Origin of the sequence: Micromonospora sp. NPDC049282 (assembly GCF_043197045.1) — a bacterium.
Lineage (GTDB): Bacteria > Actinomycetota > Actinomycetes > Mycobacteriales > Micromonosporaceae > Micromonospora.
The window spans coordinates 28,188-42,969 of record NZ_JBICSL010000025.1 but is presented as its reverse complement, the minus strand read 5'-3'; the positions used below and the strand labels follow the sequence as shown (position 1 = coordinate 42,969).

At 74.4% G+C, this 14,782-nt stretch carries 13 protein-coding genes; 8 read left to right on the top strand and 5 right to left on the bottom strand.

What is annotated here, in order from left to right; genetic code table 11:
- The first annotated feature begins 101 nt into the window (after positions 1-101).
- From ACGFI2_RS28190 to ACGFI2_RS28175, 4 genes are read left to right on the top strand one after another with little or no spacing between them, the layout of a single operon-like run.
- Positions 102-989 carry an ABC transporter ATP-binding protein gene (locus ACGFI2_RS28190; protein WP_393522510.1) on the top strand — a complete coding sequence of 296 codons (888 nt, stop codon included), beginning with the start codon at positions 102-104 and terminating at the stop codon, positions 987-989.
- 23 nt (positions 990-1,012) lie between these two features.
- The gene (locus tag ACGFI2_RS28185) at positions 1,013-1,819 is read left to right on the top strand and encodes an ABC transporter permease (protein ID WP_393522508.1); all 807 of its coding nucleotides are present in this window, start codon (positions 1,013-1,015) and stop codon (positions 1,817-1,819) included.
- 29 nt (positions 1,820-1,848) lie between these two features.
- On the top strand, positions 1,849-2,997 hold the full coding sequence (locus ACGFI2_RS28180; protein ID WP_393522506.1) for a sensor histidine kinase: 1,149 nt from the start codon (positions 1,849-1,851) through the stop codon (positions 2,995-2,997).
- Positions 2,994-3,614 (top strand): response regulator, encoded by a 621-nt coding sequence (locus ACGFI2_RS28175; RefSeq protein WP_393522503.1) that lies wholly within the window; start codon positions 2,994-2,996, stop codon positions 3,612-3,614. The genes ACGFI2_RS28180 and ACGFI2_RS28175 overlap by 4 nt, the downstream gene beginning before the upstream one ends.
- Positions 3,615-3,646: 32 nt before the next feature.
- Here ACGFI2_RS28175 and ACGFI2_RS28170 read toward each other — a convergent pair whose 3' ends face one another.
- Both ACGFI2_RS28170 and ACGFI2_RS28165 read right to left on the bottom strand, forming a co-directional pair.
- Positions 3,647-4,534 carry a L,D-transpeptidase family protein gene (locus ACGFI2_RS28170; RefSeq protein ID WP_393522500.1) on the bottom strand — a complete coding sequence of 296 codons (888 nt, stop codon included), beginning with the start codon at positions 4,532-4,534 and terminating at the stop codon, positions 3,647-3,649.
- A gap of 72 nt (positions 4,535-4,606) precedes the next feature.
- Complete coding sequence (locus tag ACGFI2_RS28165) at positions 4,607-6,052, bottom strand: alpha-amylase family protein (protein WP_393522498.1); 1,446 nt, start codon at positions 6,050-6,052, stop codon at positions 4,607-4,609.
- A gap of 296 nt (positions 6,053-6,348) precedes the next feature.
- On the opposite strand from ACGFI2_RS28165, the gene ACGFI2_RS28160 reads away from it, so the two are divergent.
- From ACGFI2_RS28160 to ACGFI2_RS28145, 4 genes are read left to right on the top strand one after another with little or no spacing between them, the layout of a single operon-like run.
- Positions 6,349-8,058 (top strand): hypothetical protein, encoded by a 1,710-nt coding sequence (locus ACGFI2_RS28160; protein ID WP_393522495.1) that lies wholly within the window; start codon positions 6,349-6,351, stop codon positions 8,056-8,058.
- A complete protein-coding gene (locus tag ACGFI2_RS28155) occupies positions 8,055-9,521 on the top strand; it encodes an NADH-ubiquinone oxidoreductase-F iron-sulfur binding region domain-containing protein (protein ID WP_393522492.1) in 1,467 nt (488 codons plus the stop codon). Before ACGFI2_RS28160 ends, ACGFI2_RS28155 begins: the two co-directional genes overlap by 4 nt.
- Positions 9,522-9,543: 22 nt before the next feature.
- The gene (locus ACGFI2_RS28150; RefSeq protein ID WP_393522489.1) at positions 9,544-10,146 is read left to right on the top strand and encodes a TlpA family protein disulfide reductase; all 603 of its coding nucleotides are present in this window, start codon (positions 9,544-9,546) and stop codon (positions 10,144-10,146) included.
- Entirely contained in the window at positions 10,143-11,078 is a 936-nt protein-coding gene (locus ACGFI2_RS28145) for a cytochrome c biogenesis CcdA family protein (protein ID WP_393522486.1), read from the top strand. Before ACGFI2_RS28150 ends, ACGFI2_RS28145 begins: the two co-directional genes overlap by 4 nt.
- Here ACGFI2_RS28145 and serS read toward each other — a convergent pair.
- The 3 genes from serS to ACGFI2_RS28130 all read right to left on the bottom strand — a co-directional run bounded on the left by serS (position 11,062) and on the right by ACGFI2_RS28130 (position 14,780).
- Positions 11,062-12,348, bottom strand: a complete 1,287-nt coding sequence (gene serS, locus ACGFI2_RS28140; protein ID WP_393522484.1) for a serine--tRNA ligase — start codon at positions 12,346-12,348, stop codon at positions 11,062-11,064. The genes ACGFI2_RS28145 and serS overlap by 17 nt on opposite strands.
- Positions 12,349-12,433: 85 nt before the next feature.
- Positions 12,434-13,516 (bottom strand): MerR family transcriptional regulator, encoded by a 1,083-nt coding sequence (locus tag ACGFI2_RS28135; protein WP_393522481.1) that lies wholly within the window; start codon positions 13,514-13,516, stop codon positions 12,434-12,436.
- Between the two features lie 88 nt (positions 13,517-13,604).
- A complete protein-coding gene (locus ACGFI2_RS28130) occupies positions 13,605-14,780 on the bottom strand; it encodes a saccharopine dehydrogenase family protein (RefSeq protein WP_393522479.1) in 1,176 nt (391 codons plus the stop codon).
- Positions 14,781-14,782: the final 2 nt, after the last annotated feature.

The window sequence follows — 14,782 nt, the reverse complement described above, 5'->3', positions numbered from 1 at the left end:
TGTTTAAGGGACGAAAGTGCTTTGGCGCCTGACAAATGTCACGGGCGGAAGGTGACGGCCGCTCCGGGGACCCGGACGCCGTACGCCGGAGCATCGTTGGCATGACCGACACCGCACCGGCCGTCGAACTGGCCGGACTCACCAAGACCTACGGCCCGGTGACCGCCGTCGACGAGCTAAGCCTGCGGATCACCCCGGGTGAGGTGGTGGCCTTCCTCGGCCCCAACGGCGCCGGCAAGACCACCACGGTGGACATGTTGCTCGGACTGGCCCGGCCGGACGCCGGCACGGTCCGGCTCTTCGGCGGCAGCCCGGCCGACGCCGTCCGGCACGGCCGGGTCGCCGCCGTGATGCAGACCGGCGGGCTGCTCAAGGACCTCACCGTCGCCGAGACGGTACGGATGACCGCGCACTTCTACGGCCACACCCGGCCGGTGACCGAGGTGCTGGAGCGCGCCGGCATCGCCGAGATCGCCGACCGGCCGGTGGGCAAGTGCTCCGGCGGCCAGCAGCAGCGGCTGCGGTTCGCCCTCGCGTTGCTGCCCGACCCGGACCTGATGGTGCTGGACGAGCCGACCACCGGCATGGACGTCGAGGGCCGACGCGATTTCTGGCAGGCCATCCGGGCCGACGCCCGCTCCGGCCGGACCGTGCTGTTCGCCACCCACTACCTGGACGAGGCCGACGCGTACGCGGACCGGATCGTGCTGGTCCGGGCGGGACGGGTGGTCGCCGACGGGACCACCGCCGAGATCAAGAACCTGGCCGCCGGCCGGGTGGTGCGGGCCACCCTGCCCGGCGCCGACCAGGCCGCGCTCGCCGCGCTGCCCGGCGTCCGCTCCGTCGAGGTACGCGGCGACGCGATCCTCGTGCACAGCGAGGACTCCGACGTCGTCGCCCGGCACCTGCTGACCCGGACCGACGCCCGGGACCTGGAGATCACCTCGCGCAACCTCGAGGACGCGTTCCTCGCCCTGACCGCCGCCTGACCGACCTGCCCGGGAGCCTCGCCATGACCGCCACGACCTCGTCCGACACCACCACCGGGACGCGCCGGGCCGACCGCCGGCCGCCCGCCCTCGGCGGCTTCTCCACCGCCGTGCTCGCCATCGAGATCCGCCGGGTGCTGCGCAACCGCCGCACGCTGCTGTTCATCCTGGTCATGCCGGCGGTGTTCTTCCTCCTCTTCGGACTGCCCTCGCGCGGGGAGAAGCTCGACAACGGCCTGCCGGTCACCGGCTGGATCATGATCAGCCTGGCCGTGTACGCGGCCATGGTCGCCACCACCAGCGCCGGCGCCGCCGTCGCCACCGAGCGCGCGTTGGGCTGGAGCCGGCAGTTGCGGCTGACCCCGCTGCGCCCGGCCGCGTACGTGGCCACGAAGGTGGCCACCGCGATGGTGCTCGGCCTGCTCGGCGTGCTTGTCGAGTTCGCGGTCGGCGCCGCCTCCGGGGTCCGGCTGCCCGCACACGTCTGGCTGGAGTCCGGTCTGACCGCCTGGATCGGCTCGCTGGTCTTCGCCGCGTTCGGCCTCTTCGTCGGCTACCTCGCCCCGGCCGAGAACGTCATGCAGTTCATGGGACCGGCGCTGGCCATCCTGGCCATGCTGGGCGGCCTGTTCATCCCCCTCGATCTGCTGCCCGACGTGATGCAGCAGATCGCCAAGTTCACCCCGGTGTACGGGGTCGGTCAGCTCGCCCGCGCGCCGCTGACCGGCACCGGGGTGGACTGGGCGGCGGTCGCCAACGTGGCCGCCTGGACCGCCTTCTTCGGCCTCGGCGCGGCCCGCCTGTTCCGCCGCGACACCACCCGGGTCTGACCGGGGCGGCGGGCACTAGCGTGGTGGGCGTGACGTCGTCGACCGTCCCGGCCCGGCCGGTGAACCGCCGCCACTGGCGGTTCACCGGCTGGCTGCTGGCGGCGGTCTGGCTCTTCTTCCTCAACATCCCGTTCCTCACCGCGCTGCGCCAGCCGGAGCTGTGGCGACGCCTGCTCGGCCTCGGCTCCGTGCTCGCGTTCGCCGTGGCGTACGTGCTGATCTTCGAGTGGGGTCGGAGCCGCCGGCAACGGCACCTCCCGATCCCGGCCGGTCGGGCCCGATCGCTGATCGCGCTGCTGCTCACGCTCGGCCTCGCCGGCATCCCGGGCACCGACGGCGACTGGCTGACCACGCTGGTCTTCGTGGCCGCTGCCGCGGTGTTCCTGCTGCCGTCGGTCGAGTCCCTGGCCGTGGTGGTGCTGGCCGCGGCGACGCCGCCGGTGACCTCGCACCTGGTGCCCGGCTGGGAGTCCGAGAGCACTGTGGTCTTCGCGGTGCTGCTCGCCTCGTTCGCCATGTTCGGGGTGAGCCGGCTGGCCCAGCGCAACGGCGAGCTTCAGGCCGCGCAGCAGGAGATCCACCGGCTCGCGGTGGCCGAGGAGCGCGCCCGCACCGCCCGCGACCTGCACGACATCCTCGGGCACTCGCTCACCGTGGTGGCGGTGAAGGCCGAGCTGGCCGGCCGGCTGCTGGAGCTGGACCCGGCCCGCGCCGCCGTCGAGATCGCCGACGTGGAGCGGCTGGCCCGGGAGGCGCTGGCCGACGTGCGGGGCACCGTCGGGGCGTACCGCGGGGTGGACCTGGCATCCGAACTGGCCGGCGCCCGTTCGGCGCTGGCCGCCGCGGGCATCGTGGCGGAGCTGCCGGAGACGGTGCCGGAGCTGCCGGCGGACCGGGACGAGCTGTTCGGCTGGGCGGTCCGCGAGGGGGTGACAAACGTGGTGCGGCACAGCGGCGCCGGGCGCTGCGTGATCCGGGTCGACCCGGCGGCGGTGGAGGTACGCGACGACGGCCGGGGGCCGGACGGCGAGCCGACGGGCGCCGGGCACGGGTTGGTCGGGCTGCGTGAGCGGGCCGTCCGGTTGGACGCCACCGTGGCGGTGGCGCGGGCGCCCGGCGGCCGCGGATTCCTGCTCCGGGTCACGGTGCCGGACACGAACGGGAGGACCCGAGCGTGACCGGGTCGATCAGACTGCTGCTCGCCGACGACCAGGCGCTGGTCCGGGGCGCGCTGGCCGCGCTGCTGTCGCTGGAGCCGGACCTCACCGTGGTGGCCGAGGTGAGCCGGGGCGACGAGGTGGTGCCGGCGGCGCTGCGCACCCGTCCCGACGTGGCGCTGCTCGACGTGGAGATGCCGGGCATGGACGGGGTCGCCGCGGCGGCCGCGCTGCGGGACGCGCTGCCCGGCTGCCGGGTGCTGGTGGTGACCACGTTCGGCCGGCCCGGTTACCTGCGCCGGGCGATGGAGGCGGGCGCGAACGGCTTCGTGGTCAAGGACACCCCGGCCCGCCAGCTCGCCGACGCGGTCCGCCGGGTGCACGCCGGCCTGCGGGTGGTCGACCCGACGCTGGCGGCCGAGACGCTGGCCACCGGGCCGAGCCCGCTGACCGAGCGGGAGACCGAGGTGCTGCGGACGGCCCGGGGCGGCGGCACGGTGGCGGAGCTGGCGGCGACGCTGCACCTGTCCGAGGGCACGGTCCGCAACCACCTCTCGTCGGCGATCGGCAAGACCGGCGCCCGCAACCGCGCCGACGCCGTCCGGATGGCCGAGGCCAACGGCTGGCTGCTGGGTTGAAGGAAGGGCCCCCGCCTTACCAAGCGGGCGGGTCAGGGGAGGCGGTCGACGACCACGACGCTGGTGCCGGGGGCCAGCGCGGCAAGGAGTTGGCGCTGGGCGCTACGGGTCAGCCGGATGCAGCCGTTGGTGACGTTCTCGCCGAGCGTGTCGTCGTTGTGCCAGGTGTGCAGTCCGATGTGGGCGCCGCGGAGGCCGGTCGGCACCGCGTCCGGGTCGTCGGGGATCGCGCCGAGCGCGAAGATGTCGACCCCACCGTAGACGTCCTGCGGGGGCGGCGTGCGACCGAGCACGAACGTGCGGCCGAGCGGGGTGAGCTGGCCGGGCAGGCCCAGGCTGACCGGCCAGGTGTGGACCGCCCGCCCGTCCCGGAGCCAGGTGAGCCGGTGGGTGCGGCGTTCCACCACGATCTGGTCGCGCAGCACCACCGTGGTCCAGCCGCCCGCCGGCAGCCAGGCGACGGTGCGGTTGGCCGAGGGGAGCAGCACCGCGGCCCACCCGGCGCGGCGTTCCACGATCGGCACGGTCAGCCGGACGTCGCTGATGGTGGGCGCGAGGAACGCCAGCGGGCGACCACCGGGCGCGTCGTACGCGGCGACCTTTCCGTTCGGTCGCGCGCCCTCGCTCAGCGGTCGGGTGTCGGCCGGGGCCGGGTCGGCGGGGAAGCCGCGGGGCGCCGGGTCGTAGGTGACCACCGGCAGGTCGGCCGGTGCCGGCGTGGCGGGCGGGACGGACTCCGTCGTCGACGGGCCCGGCGACGACGGGCCGGCGGTGGCGGGTGCGGCGACGACCGGCGCGGGCGCCGGGGCGCCGGTCAGCGCGCGGCCGACCAGCAGCGCGGTGGCCAGCAGCAGCGGTACGCCGAGCGCGGCGAACAGCCAGCCGGGTATCCGCCGCCCGATGATCCGGTCGAAAGGCACGAAGCGACTCTATCCCACGAAAAAGCCCCCGCGCCGCGAACTGCGGCACGGGGGCTTCCGGCAACAGCGAGGTCAGCTCACCTTCGCTCCGACATGGATGGCGATGCCGTCGTGCGCGTTGACGGTCGCGGCGAACCATCCCGACGAGTCCACGGTGACCACCGGGCCGCTGCACGAGCCGTTGCCGAACGTGCCGTGGATGACGTCGCAGTAGCGGCCGGCCGGCAGGCCGGTGTAGTACGACCGGCCGCTCACCGCGAAGTCCTCGTCGTTGAGCGTCAGGTAGCCCTTGCCGGCCCGGCTGAACGCGATGTGCTGGTAGCCGTTGTCGTACCAGTTGGCGACCGCGGCGCCCTCGGTGGCGTTGCGGAAGCCGACCATGTTCGCGATCACCGGCCAGCGGTGCTCGCACTCCCAGCCGGAGTAGCAGGTGGTGTTGGTGATCCGGTTGCTGCCGTCCGAGGGCGGGCCCTGGTCCTTGTTGCCGAACGTGAAGCTCGACATCACCGCCGGGGTGCCGTAGGGCCAGGCCAGCATGAACGCGTTGGCCAGGGCGTACTCGCCGCGGTCGCGGTAGGTGAGCACGCCGCCGTCGCGCTGGGTGTCGTGGTTGTCGGTGAAGACCACCGCCGAGCCGCCCGGCAGGTAGCCCCAGGACTCGCCGAAGTTCCTCAGGTACGCGAGCCGCTCGCTGTTGAACATCCGGGCCAGGTCCTTGCCGTACCGGAACTCGTGCACGTCGCCGTTGCCGGTGTACTCGGTCGGCTGGACCGGCTCACCCGCGCCGTAGATGACCTCCTGCACCAGGTAGGCGGGGCGGGACAGCTTGGCCTTGATCGCCGCGATGTCGGCGGCCGGCATGTGCTTGCTGCCGTCCAGCCGGAACCCGTCCACGCCGAGCGAGAGCAGGTCGTTGAGGTACGTGGCCAGCCGGGTGCGGACGTAGTCCGACTCGGTCTTGAGGTCGGCGAGGTTGACCAGCTCGCAGTTCTGCACCTCGTACCGGTCGTTGTAGTTGGCGATGTCGTTGTTGCCGTTGCGGCCGCAGTAGTGGAAGTCCGCCGAGGAGTAGGTGCCCGGGTAGTTGTAGTGCCCGTACGACGTGCCGGCCCATCCGGTCCCGCCGTTCTCCTGTCCGGACATGTGGTTGACCACGGCGTCGACGATCACCTTGACGCCCGCGGCGTGACAGGTGTTCACCATGGACTGGAACTGGGCGCGGGTGCCCTTGCGGGACTCGATCCGGTAGCTGACCGGCTGGTAGGACACCCACCACGGGCTGCTGTTGACGTGCTCCTGCGGTGGGGACACCTGGACGTAGCCGTAGCCCTTGGGGCCGAGCGTGCCGGTGCACTCGCCGGCCACCGAGGTCCAGTTCCACTCGAAGAGCTGGACGATGACCTTCTTGCCGCCGGCGGGGGCGGCGGCGGCCGGGGGCGCCGCCATGGTGGTCGGGACGAGCAGGCTCGCGGCCACGCCCAGGGCGAGCGCGGCGACGCGGCATCGGCGTCGATGCATCAGGACTCCTCAGGGGTGCGGGGGTGTGGGGAGTGGAGCCTGGGGAGGGGGTCGGTGCCGGCTTCTTGCAGTCAGCACTGAAATTTTCCGCAAGGTTACGAGCATGTTGCAAGATATGTCAACGCATGGGCATCTGTCGTTGCGTGGGGCGCTACACGCGCGTCCGGTCGGGTCGGTTCGAGGATTCGGTCGAGAAATTCGCCACCGGAGGTGATCCGTCCGGGCCGTCGCTCCGTACCTGAGGTGGGAGCAGGGTCGGTCGGTGGGGGCGCCGCCGCGAGACGATCGAGGAGCAGATGGCCCGGGCACAGCAGAACCAGAAGGCGACGGCCGTCCGGACCACCACCACCAGTCGTGGTGTCCGGACCATGTCGAAGTCCGCGATGGTGGCACTCACCGCCTCCGCGCTCGGCCTCGTGTGGGCGGGTGTGGAGCTGGCCGGAGCCGGCGGCCTCATGTACACGTACAGTTTCTTCTTCACCGAGTTCTTCGCCGGGGTGGTCGCCCTGGTCTCGCTCAGCATCACCGTGATGCTGGGGCTGCTCGCCACCGACCGGCTGGTGCTGCTCATCCGGCACCGGGTGCTGCTCCAGTCGGCGCACCGCGCCACCGGCGTGCTCGGCGTGGCCGGCCTGGTCTTCCACGTCATCACCAAGATCGCGATCGGCCGGGCCGGACCGACCGACGCGGTGGTGCCGTTCATCGGCGGCAGCGGTCTCTACGTCGGCCTGGGCACCGTCGCCGCGCTGCTGATGGTCGGCGTGCTCTGGACCGGCCTGGTCCGGGTCCGGTTCGCCGGCGTCGGCCCGAAGTGGTTCTGGCGCTCACTGCACTCGATGGCGTACGTGTCCTGGCCGTTCGCGCTGTTCCACGGGCTCAACGCCGGTCGGGCGGCGAAGGGCTGGGTGGTGCTCAGCTACCTCGCCTGCGTGCTGCTCGTGGTGATGGCGCTGCTGGTCCGCCTCTCCGTCCACCTCGGCAAGCGCAGCCGCGAGCAGCACCAGGCCGCCGCGCTGAACAAGGCGATGGCCGGCAAGGGTGAGGAGCGCACCGGCGTGTTCGCGGCCTTGAAGAGCAAGAAGGCCGCCGGCAAGAAGGAGAGCGGCGCCGGCAAGGGCCGCTGGGCCGAGGCCACCGCCGGCTGGACCGCGCCGGCCGGCACCGCCCGGCGACGCGACCCCGAGCGGTTCGCCGTACCGGTGGTGCCGGAACCCGGGTCGCTGCGCGAGCCGGTCCGCGCGGCCGCCGCCCGGCGGCGCACCGAGGAGCCGGCCGAGCCGGAGCGCCGCGTCCGGACGCAGGAGGCCCCCGCCGCGCGGCGCACCTCACGGCGCCGGGACGACGAGCGCGAGTCGGTGCGCCGGAGCCGGGACTCCGAGCGGGTGCCCGCCGTCCGGCGGAACACCGAGGAGTTGGAGCAGGTCGGCCGACGGGACGAGGAGCGCCCCCGCCGTCGCCGCCGGGACACCGAGGAGCGGGTGAGCCGCCGGTCCCGGGCCGAGGAGGAAATGGCCGCGCAGTACTCCGCGCCGCCGGAGACCGGTGGCCGGCACTCCGCCCCGCCGGACACCGGTGGCCGGCACTCCGCCCCGCCGGACAGCCGCCGGTACGCCACCCCGGCCGAGGTGGCCCGCTACTCGGCCCCGCCGCGTCCGACGGACGAGGCGGAGGAGCCGTGGGACAGCCCGCGCCGCTGGGCGGACGAGCCGATCTCGGCCGGGCCGATCTCCGGCACCCCGATGTCGGCCGAGCCGCTCAGCGGAACCGGCCGGCGCTACCGCGACGAGGAGGACGTGCCGGAGGAGCCGGACTACTGGCGCCCGCCGGCCCGCTACGCCGCCGCCGCCGACGACGCGTTCGTCGACGACACCCCGACGCTCGTCGACCTCGCCTCCCGCCGGGCCCTGCGCGCGACCAAGGAGCCCCGCTCCGGCCGCCGCAAGAAGGCCGACGCGGACGCCGTCGACGGGGCGTACTGGGCCGGGCTCCGGGGTGAGGCCCGGTGACGCGGACCACCGTGCCGCCGGTCGCCTGCGTCGGTGAGCCCCGCCTGACCGCCGGCTTCTCCGAGTTCGGCCGGCTCGACCTGCTCGCCCACGAGGAGGTGCACGGCCCGATCGGCCCGATGGAGCCGGCCGCGCTGCTCCGGCTCGCCGAGGCGATCGACCTCAAGGGCAAGGGCGGAGCGGGCTTCCCGTTCGCCCGCAAGCTGCGCGCGGTGCTGGAGTCCTGCGAGCGTCAGGACCTCGCCGCCGTGGTGGTGGTCAACGCCACCGAGGGGGAGCCGGCCAGCTGGAAGGACAAGGTGCTGCTCACCCGGGCCCCGCACCTCATCCTGGACGGCGCCGCGCTGGCCGCGTTCGCGCTGGACGCCGAGGAGATCGTGATCGGCGTGGCCGACGACGACGTGGGCAGGCCCTCGCTGACCGAGGCGTTGCAGGAACGGCGGATGCCGGTGCCGACCACCATCGTCACCGTGCCGCACCGGTTCATCTCCGGTGAGGGCGGCGCGCTGGTCAACGGCATCAACGGCCTGCCGCACATCCCGCCCGGCACCAAGAAGCGTTCCAGCGACTCCGGCGTGAGCGGGCTGCCCACCCTGCTCTCCAACGCCGAGACCTACGCCCAGCTCGCCATCGCCGCGCGGATCGGCCCGTACGAGTACGCGGCGCTCGGCACCGACGACGAACCGGGCACGGTGCTGCTCACCGTCACCGGGTCGGCGAAGCGGCCGGCCGTGGTGGAGTGCGCGGCCGGCACCCCACTGCGCGAGATCCTCGAACTGTGCGAGGTGCCGCCCGGGCCGGGCATCCTGATGGGCGGCTACCACGGCAAGTGGATCACCGCCGAGGCGGCGGACCGGGCCGAGGTCTCCCGCAAGGGGCTCACCGCGGTGGGCGGCACGCTCGGCGCCGGCATCATCGTGCCGCTCGGCGCCGACACCTGCCCGCTCGGCGAGGCCGCCCAGGTGGTCCGCTACCTGGCCGGCGAGTCCGCCGGGCAGTGTGGACCGTGCAAGATGGGTCTGCCCGACCTGGCCCGCTCGGTCGACCTCGCGGTCTCCGGCAGCGCGCCGATCGAGCTGGTCCGGGCGGCGGCCGGCGACGTGAAGGGGCGCGGCGCGTGCAGCCACCCCGACGGCACCGCCCGGTTCGCGCTGTCCGCCATGGAGGTGTTCGCCGACGACCTGCGGCTGCACGCCACCGGGGAGGGCTGCGGCAAGCGGGTCAAGGGCGTGATGGGCCTGCCCGGCGCGCCCGACGGCAACCCGCAGAAACTCACCCTCGACTGGTCCCGCTGCGACGGGCACGGGCTCTGCGCGCACGTGGTGCCGGACTTCATCCGGCTCGACGGCAACGGCTACCCGGCCTTCCCGCCCACCCCGGTGCCGACCTGGCTGCGGGAGGGCGCGCTCAAGGCGGTCAAGGTCTGTCCCGAACTCGCGCTGCGGCTGGTCAGGTCCGAGTAGCCGACGACACCAGGAGCCGCCGATGCCACCCCGTACCGTCCGTCACCTCGGCGCCGCCACCGTGCTCGCCGCCACGCTCGCCGCCACGGGGGCCTGCGCGGTAGGTCCGGAGCGGGCCGCGCCGGTGGGCGCGGTGGCCGCCGGGTCCTCCGCCGCGCCCACCGCGACCGCCGCCACCGCGTCGCCGGCTCCGACCACGCCGACGCCGCCGGCCACGGTGCCGAAGACGTTGTCGTTCGGCGGGAAGACCCTCGACGGTACGGCGTTCTCCGCCGCCGCCCTGGCCGGGCGGCCGGTCGTGCTCTGGTTCTGGGCGCCATGGTGTGCCACCTGCGCCAGCCAGGCGTGGACCGTCGCCGAGATCGCCCCGAAGTACCGGGACACCGTGCCGATCGTCGGCGTCGCCGGGCTGGGCGAGCAGAAGGCGATGAAGGAGTTCGTCACCGAGTTCGACCTGGGCGGCACGCCGCAGCTCGACGACCGCGCCGGCGCGGTGTGGCGCCGGTTCAGGGTGGCCGAGCAGAGCACGTTCGTGGTCCTCGACCGGGACGGAAAGGTGGTCCACCAGGGCTTCCTGGACGGCGAGTCGCTGACCCGGCAGGTCGAGACGCTGGCCCGGGGATGACCGGCGCGCTGCTGCTCGCGCTGACCGCCGGCATGCTCGGCGCGGTCAACCCGTGCGGCTTCGCGATGCTGCCCGCGTACCTGTCGTTGCTGGTGGCCGGCCCCGGCGACGGGCGCGGCGCGGTCGGCCGGGCGCTCACCGCGACGGCCGGGCTGACCCTCGGGTACGCGCTGGTCTTCGGCGCGTTCGGGCTGGCCGTGGCGCCGGCCGCCGACTGGCTGCGCCCCCGGCTGCCCTGGCTGACCGTCACCCTCGGCGTGCTGCTGGCGCTGGCCGGCGTCTGGCTGCTCGCCGGCCGGCGGCTGCCCGCGCCGCGCCCGTTCGCCACCGCGCCCCGGCTCACCCGCACCTGGCCGTCCATGGTGCTGTTCGGCGCGGCGTACGCGCTCACGTCGCTGACCTGCGCTGTCGCGCCGTTCCTGGCGATCGTGGTGACCAGCCTGCGGGCCGGTTCGCCGCTGCGCGGGCTGGCGCTGTTCGGCGCGTACGCCCTCGGGATGGCGCTGGTGGTGGGTGTGGCCGCGCTCGCCGTGGCGCTGCTGCGCGGCCGGGTGGTGGCCCGGCTGCGCGGCGCCGGCGCGTGGGTGCCGCGGCTGAGCGGCCTGGTGTTGCTGGTCGCCGGCGGCTACGTCGCCTGGTACGGCTGGTACGAGGTACGGCTGGCCCTGGGCCGCCACGACGCCTTCGGCGACCCGGTGGTGGTGGCCGCCGCCCGGATCCAGCAGACCCTGGTGCGCGTGCTGGACGGCGCCGGCCCCGCGCTGCTCGCCGCGCTCGCGCTCGCGTTGCTCGCGCTCGCGGTGCTGGTAAGGAGGGGCCCCCTGTCAACGCCTGCGGTAGAGGAGGGGGCCCCGCTTGACACCACGGGAGACGCGCGACGGGGGCCGGCGGAACCGGCCCCCGTGCGTCAGGTGATCAGCGAGTCGGAGTGAGGCGGTCGGTGCCGAGCTTGTCGCGCAGCACCTCGGGGACCACCACCGAGCCGTCGGGCTGCTGGCACTGCTCCAGGATGGCCGGGAACAACCGGCTGGTGGCCAGCGCCGAGCCGTTGAGCGTGTGCACGAACCGGGTCTGCTTGCCGCCCGGCTCGCGGTAGCGGATGGCCGCCCGACGGGCCTGGTAGTCGCCGCCCCAGGAGACCGACGAGACCTCCTTGTACTTGCCGGTGCTCGGCATCCACACCTCGACGTCGAGCGTCTTGCGCATCGACGCGCTGGAGTCGCCGGCGGCGAGCAGGCTGGTCTGGAAATGCAGGCCGAGCTGGCTGACCAGGCCCTCCACGTGACCCACCATCGCCTCGAGCGCGGCGTCGGCCTGCTCCGGCAGCGTGAACTGGAAGATCTCCACCTTGTTGAACTGGTGGCCGCGCACCGTGCCCCGCTCGTCCGAGTGCGAGCCGGCCGCCTCCCGGCGGTAGCACGGGGTGTAGGCGAACGCCTTCAGCGGCAGCTTCGCGGTCTCCAGGATCTCGTCCTGGTAGGCCCCGAGGATCGCCGTCTCCGACGTGGGCAGCAGGAACTGGCCGCGCGGGGCGGACTGCTTGTCGAGGTGGTAGACGTCGTCGTAGAACTTCGGGAACTGCCCGGCGGCGAAGCCGGCAGTGTCCAGCAGCAGGTGCGGCGGGAGCAGGAACTCGTAGCCGGCCTGGATGTTCCGCTCGATCAGCCAGTTGACCAGCGCCCACTCCAGCCGGGCGCCCATGCCGGTGTACATCCAGAAGCCGGAGCCGCCGAGCTTCACGCCCCGCTCGTGGTCGACCAGCCCGAGCGCGCGGCTCAACTCCACGTGGTCGCGGACCTTCTCGATGGCCGGCGCCTCGCCGAACGTCCGCACCACCCGGTTGGCCTCCTTGCCCCCGGCGACCACGTCGTCGGCGGGCAGGTTGGGCAGCTCGCTCATCACCGAGCGGAGCCGGGACCGCACCTCGTCGAGCTGGGACTCCAGCTCCGCGAGCTGCTTGCGCTCGGCCTCCGGCGCGGTCGGCTGCGGCGTGGCGCCGGACCGCTTCGCCTCCGCGTACGCCCGCGCCTCGGCCTTGCGGCGCTGCCGCTCGGCGTCGATCTCCGTGATCAGGGCGCGTCGCTCCTGGTCGAGCCGCTGGATGTCGTCCAGCGCCCGGGTGACCTCGGCGGGATCCAGACGCTTCGCCAGCGCGGTCGCCACCGCCTCGCGATCCTTCCGGATCAACTCCATGTCGAGCATGCTGCTCGTACGCCTCCGTCCAGGCAGTCAGGTGGGACCCACAGATGCTACCGTCGCGGCCCCGCCGGCCCGGGCCGGCCCGGGTCTACAGGCGCACCGGCATGAGGATGGAGAACGCCTGCGGGTCGTCGGCCCGGCGTACGGCCAGCGGCGTGATCGGCCCGTCCAGCTCCAGCACGAGCTGGCTGCCGCCGGCGTCCAGCGCGTCGAGCAGGTACTCCCGGTTCACCCCGACCCGCAGCCCGTCGCCGGTGCCGTCGGCCGGGTCGACCAGCCGCAGCTCACCCCGGCCGTCCAGGCCGAGCGCCACCACCTCGTGCGCGACGCCGTCGTGCGCCAGGTGGCCGACCCGGACCCCGTCGGCGGTGAGCGCCGCGCGCAGCGCCGCGCCGTCCACCGGGATCCGGTACGCGGGCGCGTCGCCGACCTGCGCCCGCACCAGCCGGCGGTAGTCCGGGAAGTCGTACGGCAGCGCGGCGACGGTCAGGGTGCGACCGGCGACGGAGAACGTCACCCGGTCCGCGACGACGGCGTCGACGGTGGCCGCGTCGGCGTCCAGCAGCGCGCGCAGCTCGTCCACCGCCGCCACCGGCAGCAGCGCGCTCACCGGGGGGCCGTCGACCGTGGCGTCGACCGGGGCCACCGCCAGCCGGTGCCGGTCGGTGGCGACCAGGCGTACGCCGTCCGGCTCGACCGACAGCAGCACGCCGGCCAGCGCCGGCAGCTCCGGGTCGGCGCCGACGGCGAAGCGTACGGCGGCCACGGCGGCGGCCAGGTCGGTGCGGGACAGCACGAGGCGGGTGGTCACGGTGGTCTCCTCCGGGTCGATCAGGCAACGGATCCGGGAGAGTTCGCGGCGCGCGTCGGCGAGGCCGTCCTCCAGCCGGCGCAGGTGCGCGTCCAGCAGCCGGTGCACCTCGGCCGGCCGGTGCCGCAGCCGCAGCGCCTCGGCGATGCCGGCCAGCGGCATGCCCACCCGGCGCAGCCCGGCCACCAGGCGGGCCGGGTCGACCTGGTCGCCGGTGTACCAGCGGTAGCCGGTCACCGGGTCGACCCGGGCCGGCGCCAGCACGCCGGAGCGGTCGTAGAACCGCAACGCGCTGACCGTCAACCCGCTGGCCCGGGCCAGCTCACCGATGCTGCGAAGCTCGCTCTCCACGGCCGTCATCCTGTGCCCTCCACCAGGTCGAGGGTCAACGCCCGAGTGTTGAGAGGGGGCCCCACCTCTGCCGGATGCGTCAACAGGGGGCCCCGCCTCACGCCTTCAGCGTGCGGAAGGTGATGCCGGCGCGCACCAGGCGGTCCAGCAGCGCGTCGCCCATCGCGGCCACCGGGGTGAGCTGGCCGGCCGTCTCCGGCAGGTCGTCGAAGGCCAGGCAGAGCGCCGACTCGGCGAGCATCTTCGCGGTCTCGTCGTAGCCGGGGTCGCCGCCGGCCACCTCGGTCACCACCCGCCGGCCGCCGCCGGCGCCCACGAACCGCACCCGGAACCAGGACTTCGCCCGCTGCTCGGCGCTCGGCCCCTGCCCGGAGGAGAGCCGGCCGAGCAGCCAGCGCCGGGTCGGCGGCAGCTTCACCAGCCCCACCACGCCGGCCAGGCCGACGCCCGCGACCAGCACGGTGGGCAGCCGCTTCATCGCGGCGAAGTGCCGGTAGCGGAAGTCCGGGCCGTACTCGGGGCGGGCCGCCGCCGACCGGCGGACGATCTGCGGGTCGATGGTGGGCAGCGGCGCCGCCCACTGGCCGAACTCGCGGACCCGCCCGACCCGGCCGGGCACCGCACGTACCCGCCGCCCGTCCGGTCGCGGCTCGACCGCCCGGCGGGCCCGCGCCGCCCGGCTCATCTCGCCGGTGCGGGCGAACGCGGTCAGCGCCGAGTGGTACGTCCCGGCGGAGAACCGGCCGCCGGCCCGGACGTAGCCGTCCACCGTGACCGGCCCGTCCGACGGGAGCTGCTTGACCGTGTACCAGGCGCCCAGGTCGTGCGGGATCGAGTCGAAGCCGCACGCGTGCACCAGCCGCGCCCCGGTGCGGGCCGCCTCGGCGTGGTGCCGCACGTACATCAGGTCGACGAACTCCGACTCCCCGGTGATGTCGACGTAGTCGGTGCCGGCGGCGGCGCAGGCGGCCACCAGCGGCTCGCCGTGGTGCACGTACGGGCCGACGGTGGTGGCGACCACCCGGGCGCTCTCCGCGACCGCCCGCAGCGACGCCGCGTCGGTCACGTCGGCGGTGAGCAGGGGCAGCTCGGCCAGGCCGGGGTCGATCGCGGCCAGCCGGTCGCGTACGGCGGCCAGCTTGGCCGGATTGCGGCCGGCGAGCGCCCAGCGCAGCCGGTCCGGCGCGTGCCGGGCCAGGTACTCGGCGGTCAGGCCGCCGGTGAAGCCGGTGGCGCCGAACAGGACGAGGTCGTACGGGCGGTCAGTGGCCATCC

Excerpts from the sequence above, each read along its gene's own strand:
- ACGFI2_RS28190 (WP_393522510.1), top strand. The coding sequence starts at position 102 with ATGACCGACACCGCACCGGCCGTCGAACTGGCCGGACTCACCAAGACC.
- ACGFI2_RS28185 (WP_393522508.1), top strand. The coding sequence starts at position 1,013 with ATGACCGCCACGACCTCGTCCGACACCACCACCGGGACGCGCCGGGCC.
- ACGFI2_RS28165 (WP_393522498.1), bottom strand. The coding sequence starts at position 6,052 with ATGCATCGACGCCGATGCCGCGTCGCCGCGCTCGCCCTGGGCGTGGCC.
- ACGFI2_RS28160 (WP_393522495.1), top strand. The coding sequence starts at position 6,349 with ATGGCCCGGGCACAGCAGAACCAGAAGGCGACGGCCGTCCGGACCACC.
- ACGFI2_RS28150 (WP_393522489.1), top strand. The coding sequence starts at position 9,544 with ATGCCACCCCGTACCGTCCGTCACCTCGGCGCCGCCACCGTGCTCGCC.
- ACGFI2_RS28145 (WP_393522486.1), top strand. The coding sequence starts at position 10,143 with ATGACCGGCGCGCTGCTGCTCGCGCTGACCGCCGGCATGCTCGGCGCG.
- serS (WP_393522484.1), bottom strand. The coding sequence starts at position 12,348 with ATGCTCGACATGGAGTTGATCCGGAAGGATCGCGAGGCGGTGGCGACC.
- ACGFI2_RS28135 (WP_393522481.1), bottom strand. The coding sequence starts at position 13,516 with ATGACGGCCGTGGAGAGCGAGCTTCGCAGCATCGGTGAGCTGGCCCGG.
- ACGFI2_RS28130 (WP_393522479.1), bottom strand. The coding sequence starts at position 14,780 with ATGGCCACTGACCGCCCGTACGACCTCGTCCTGTTCGGCGCCACCGGC.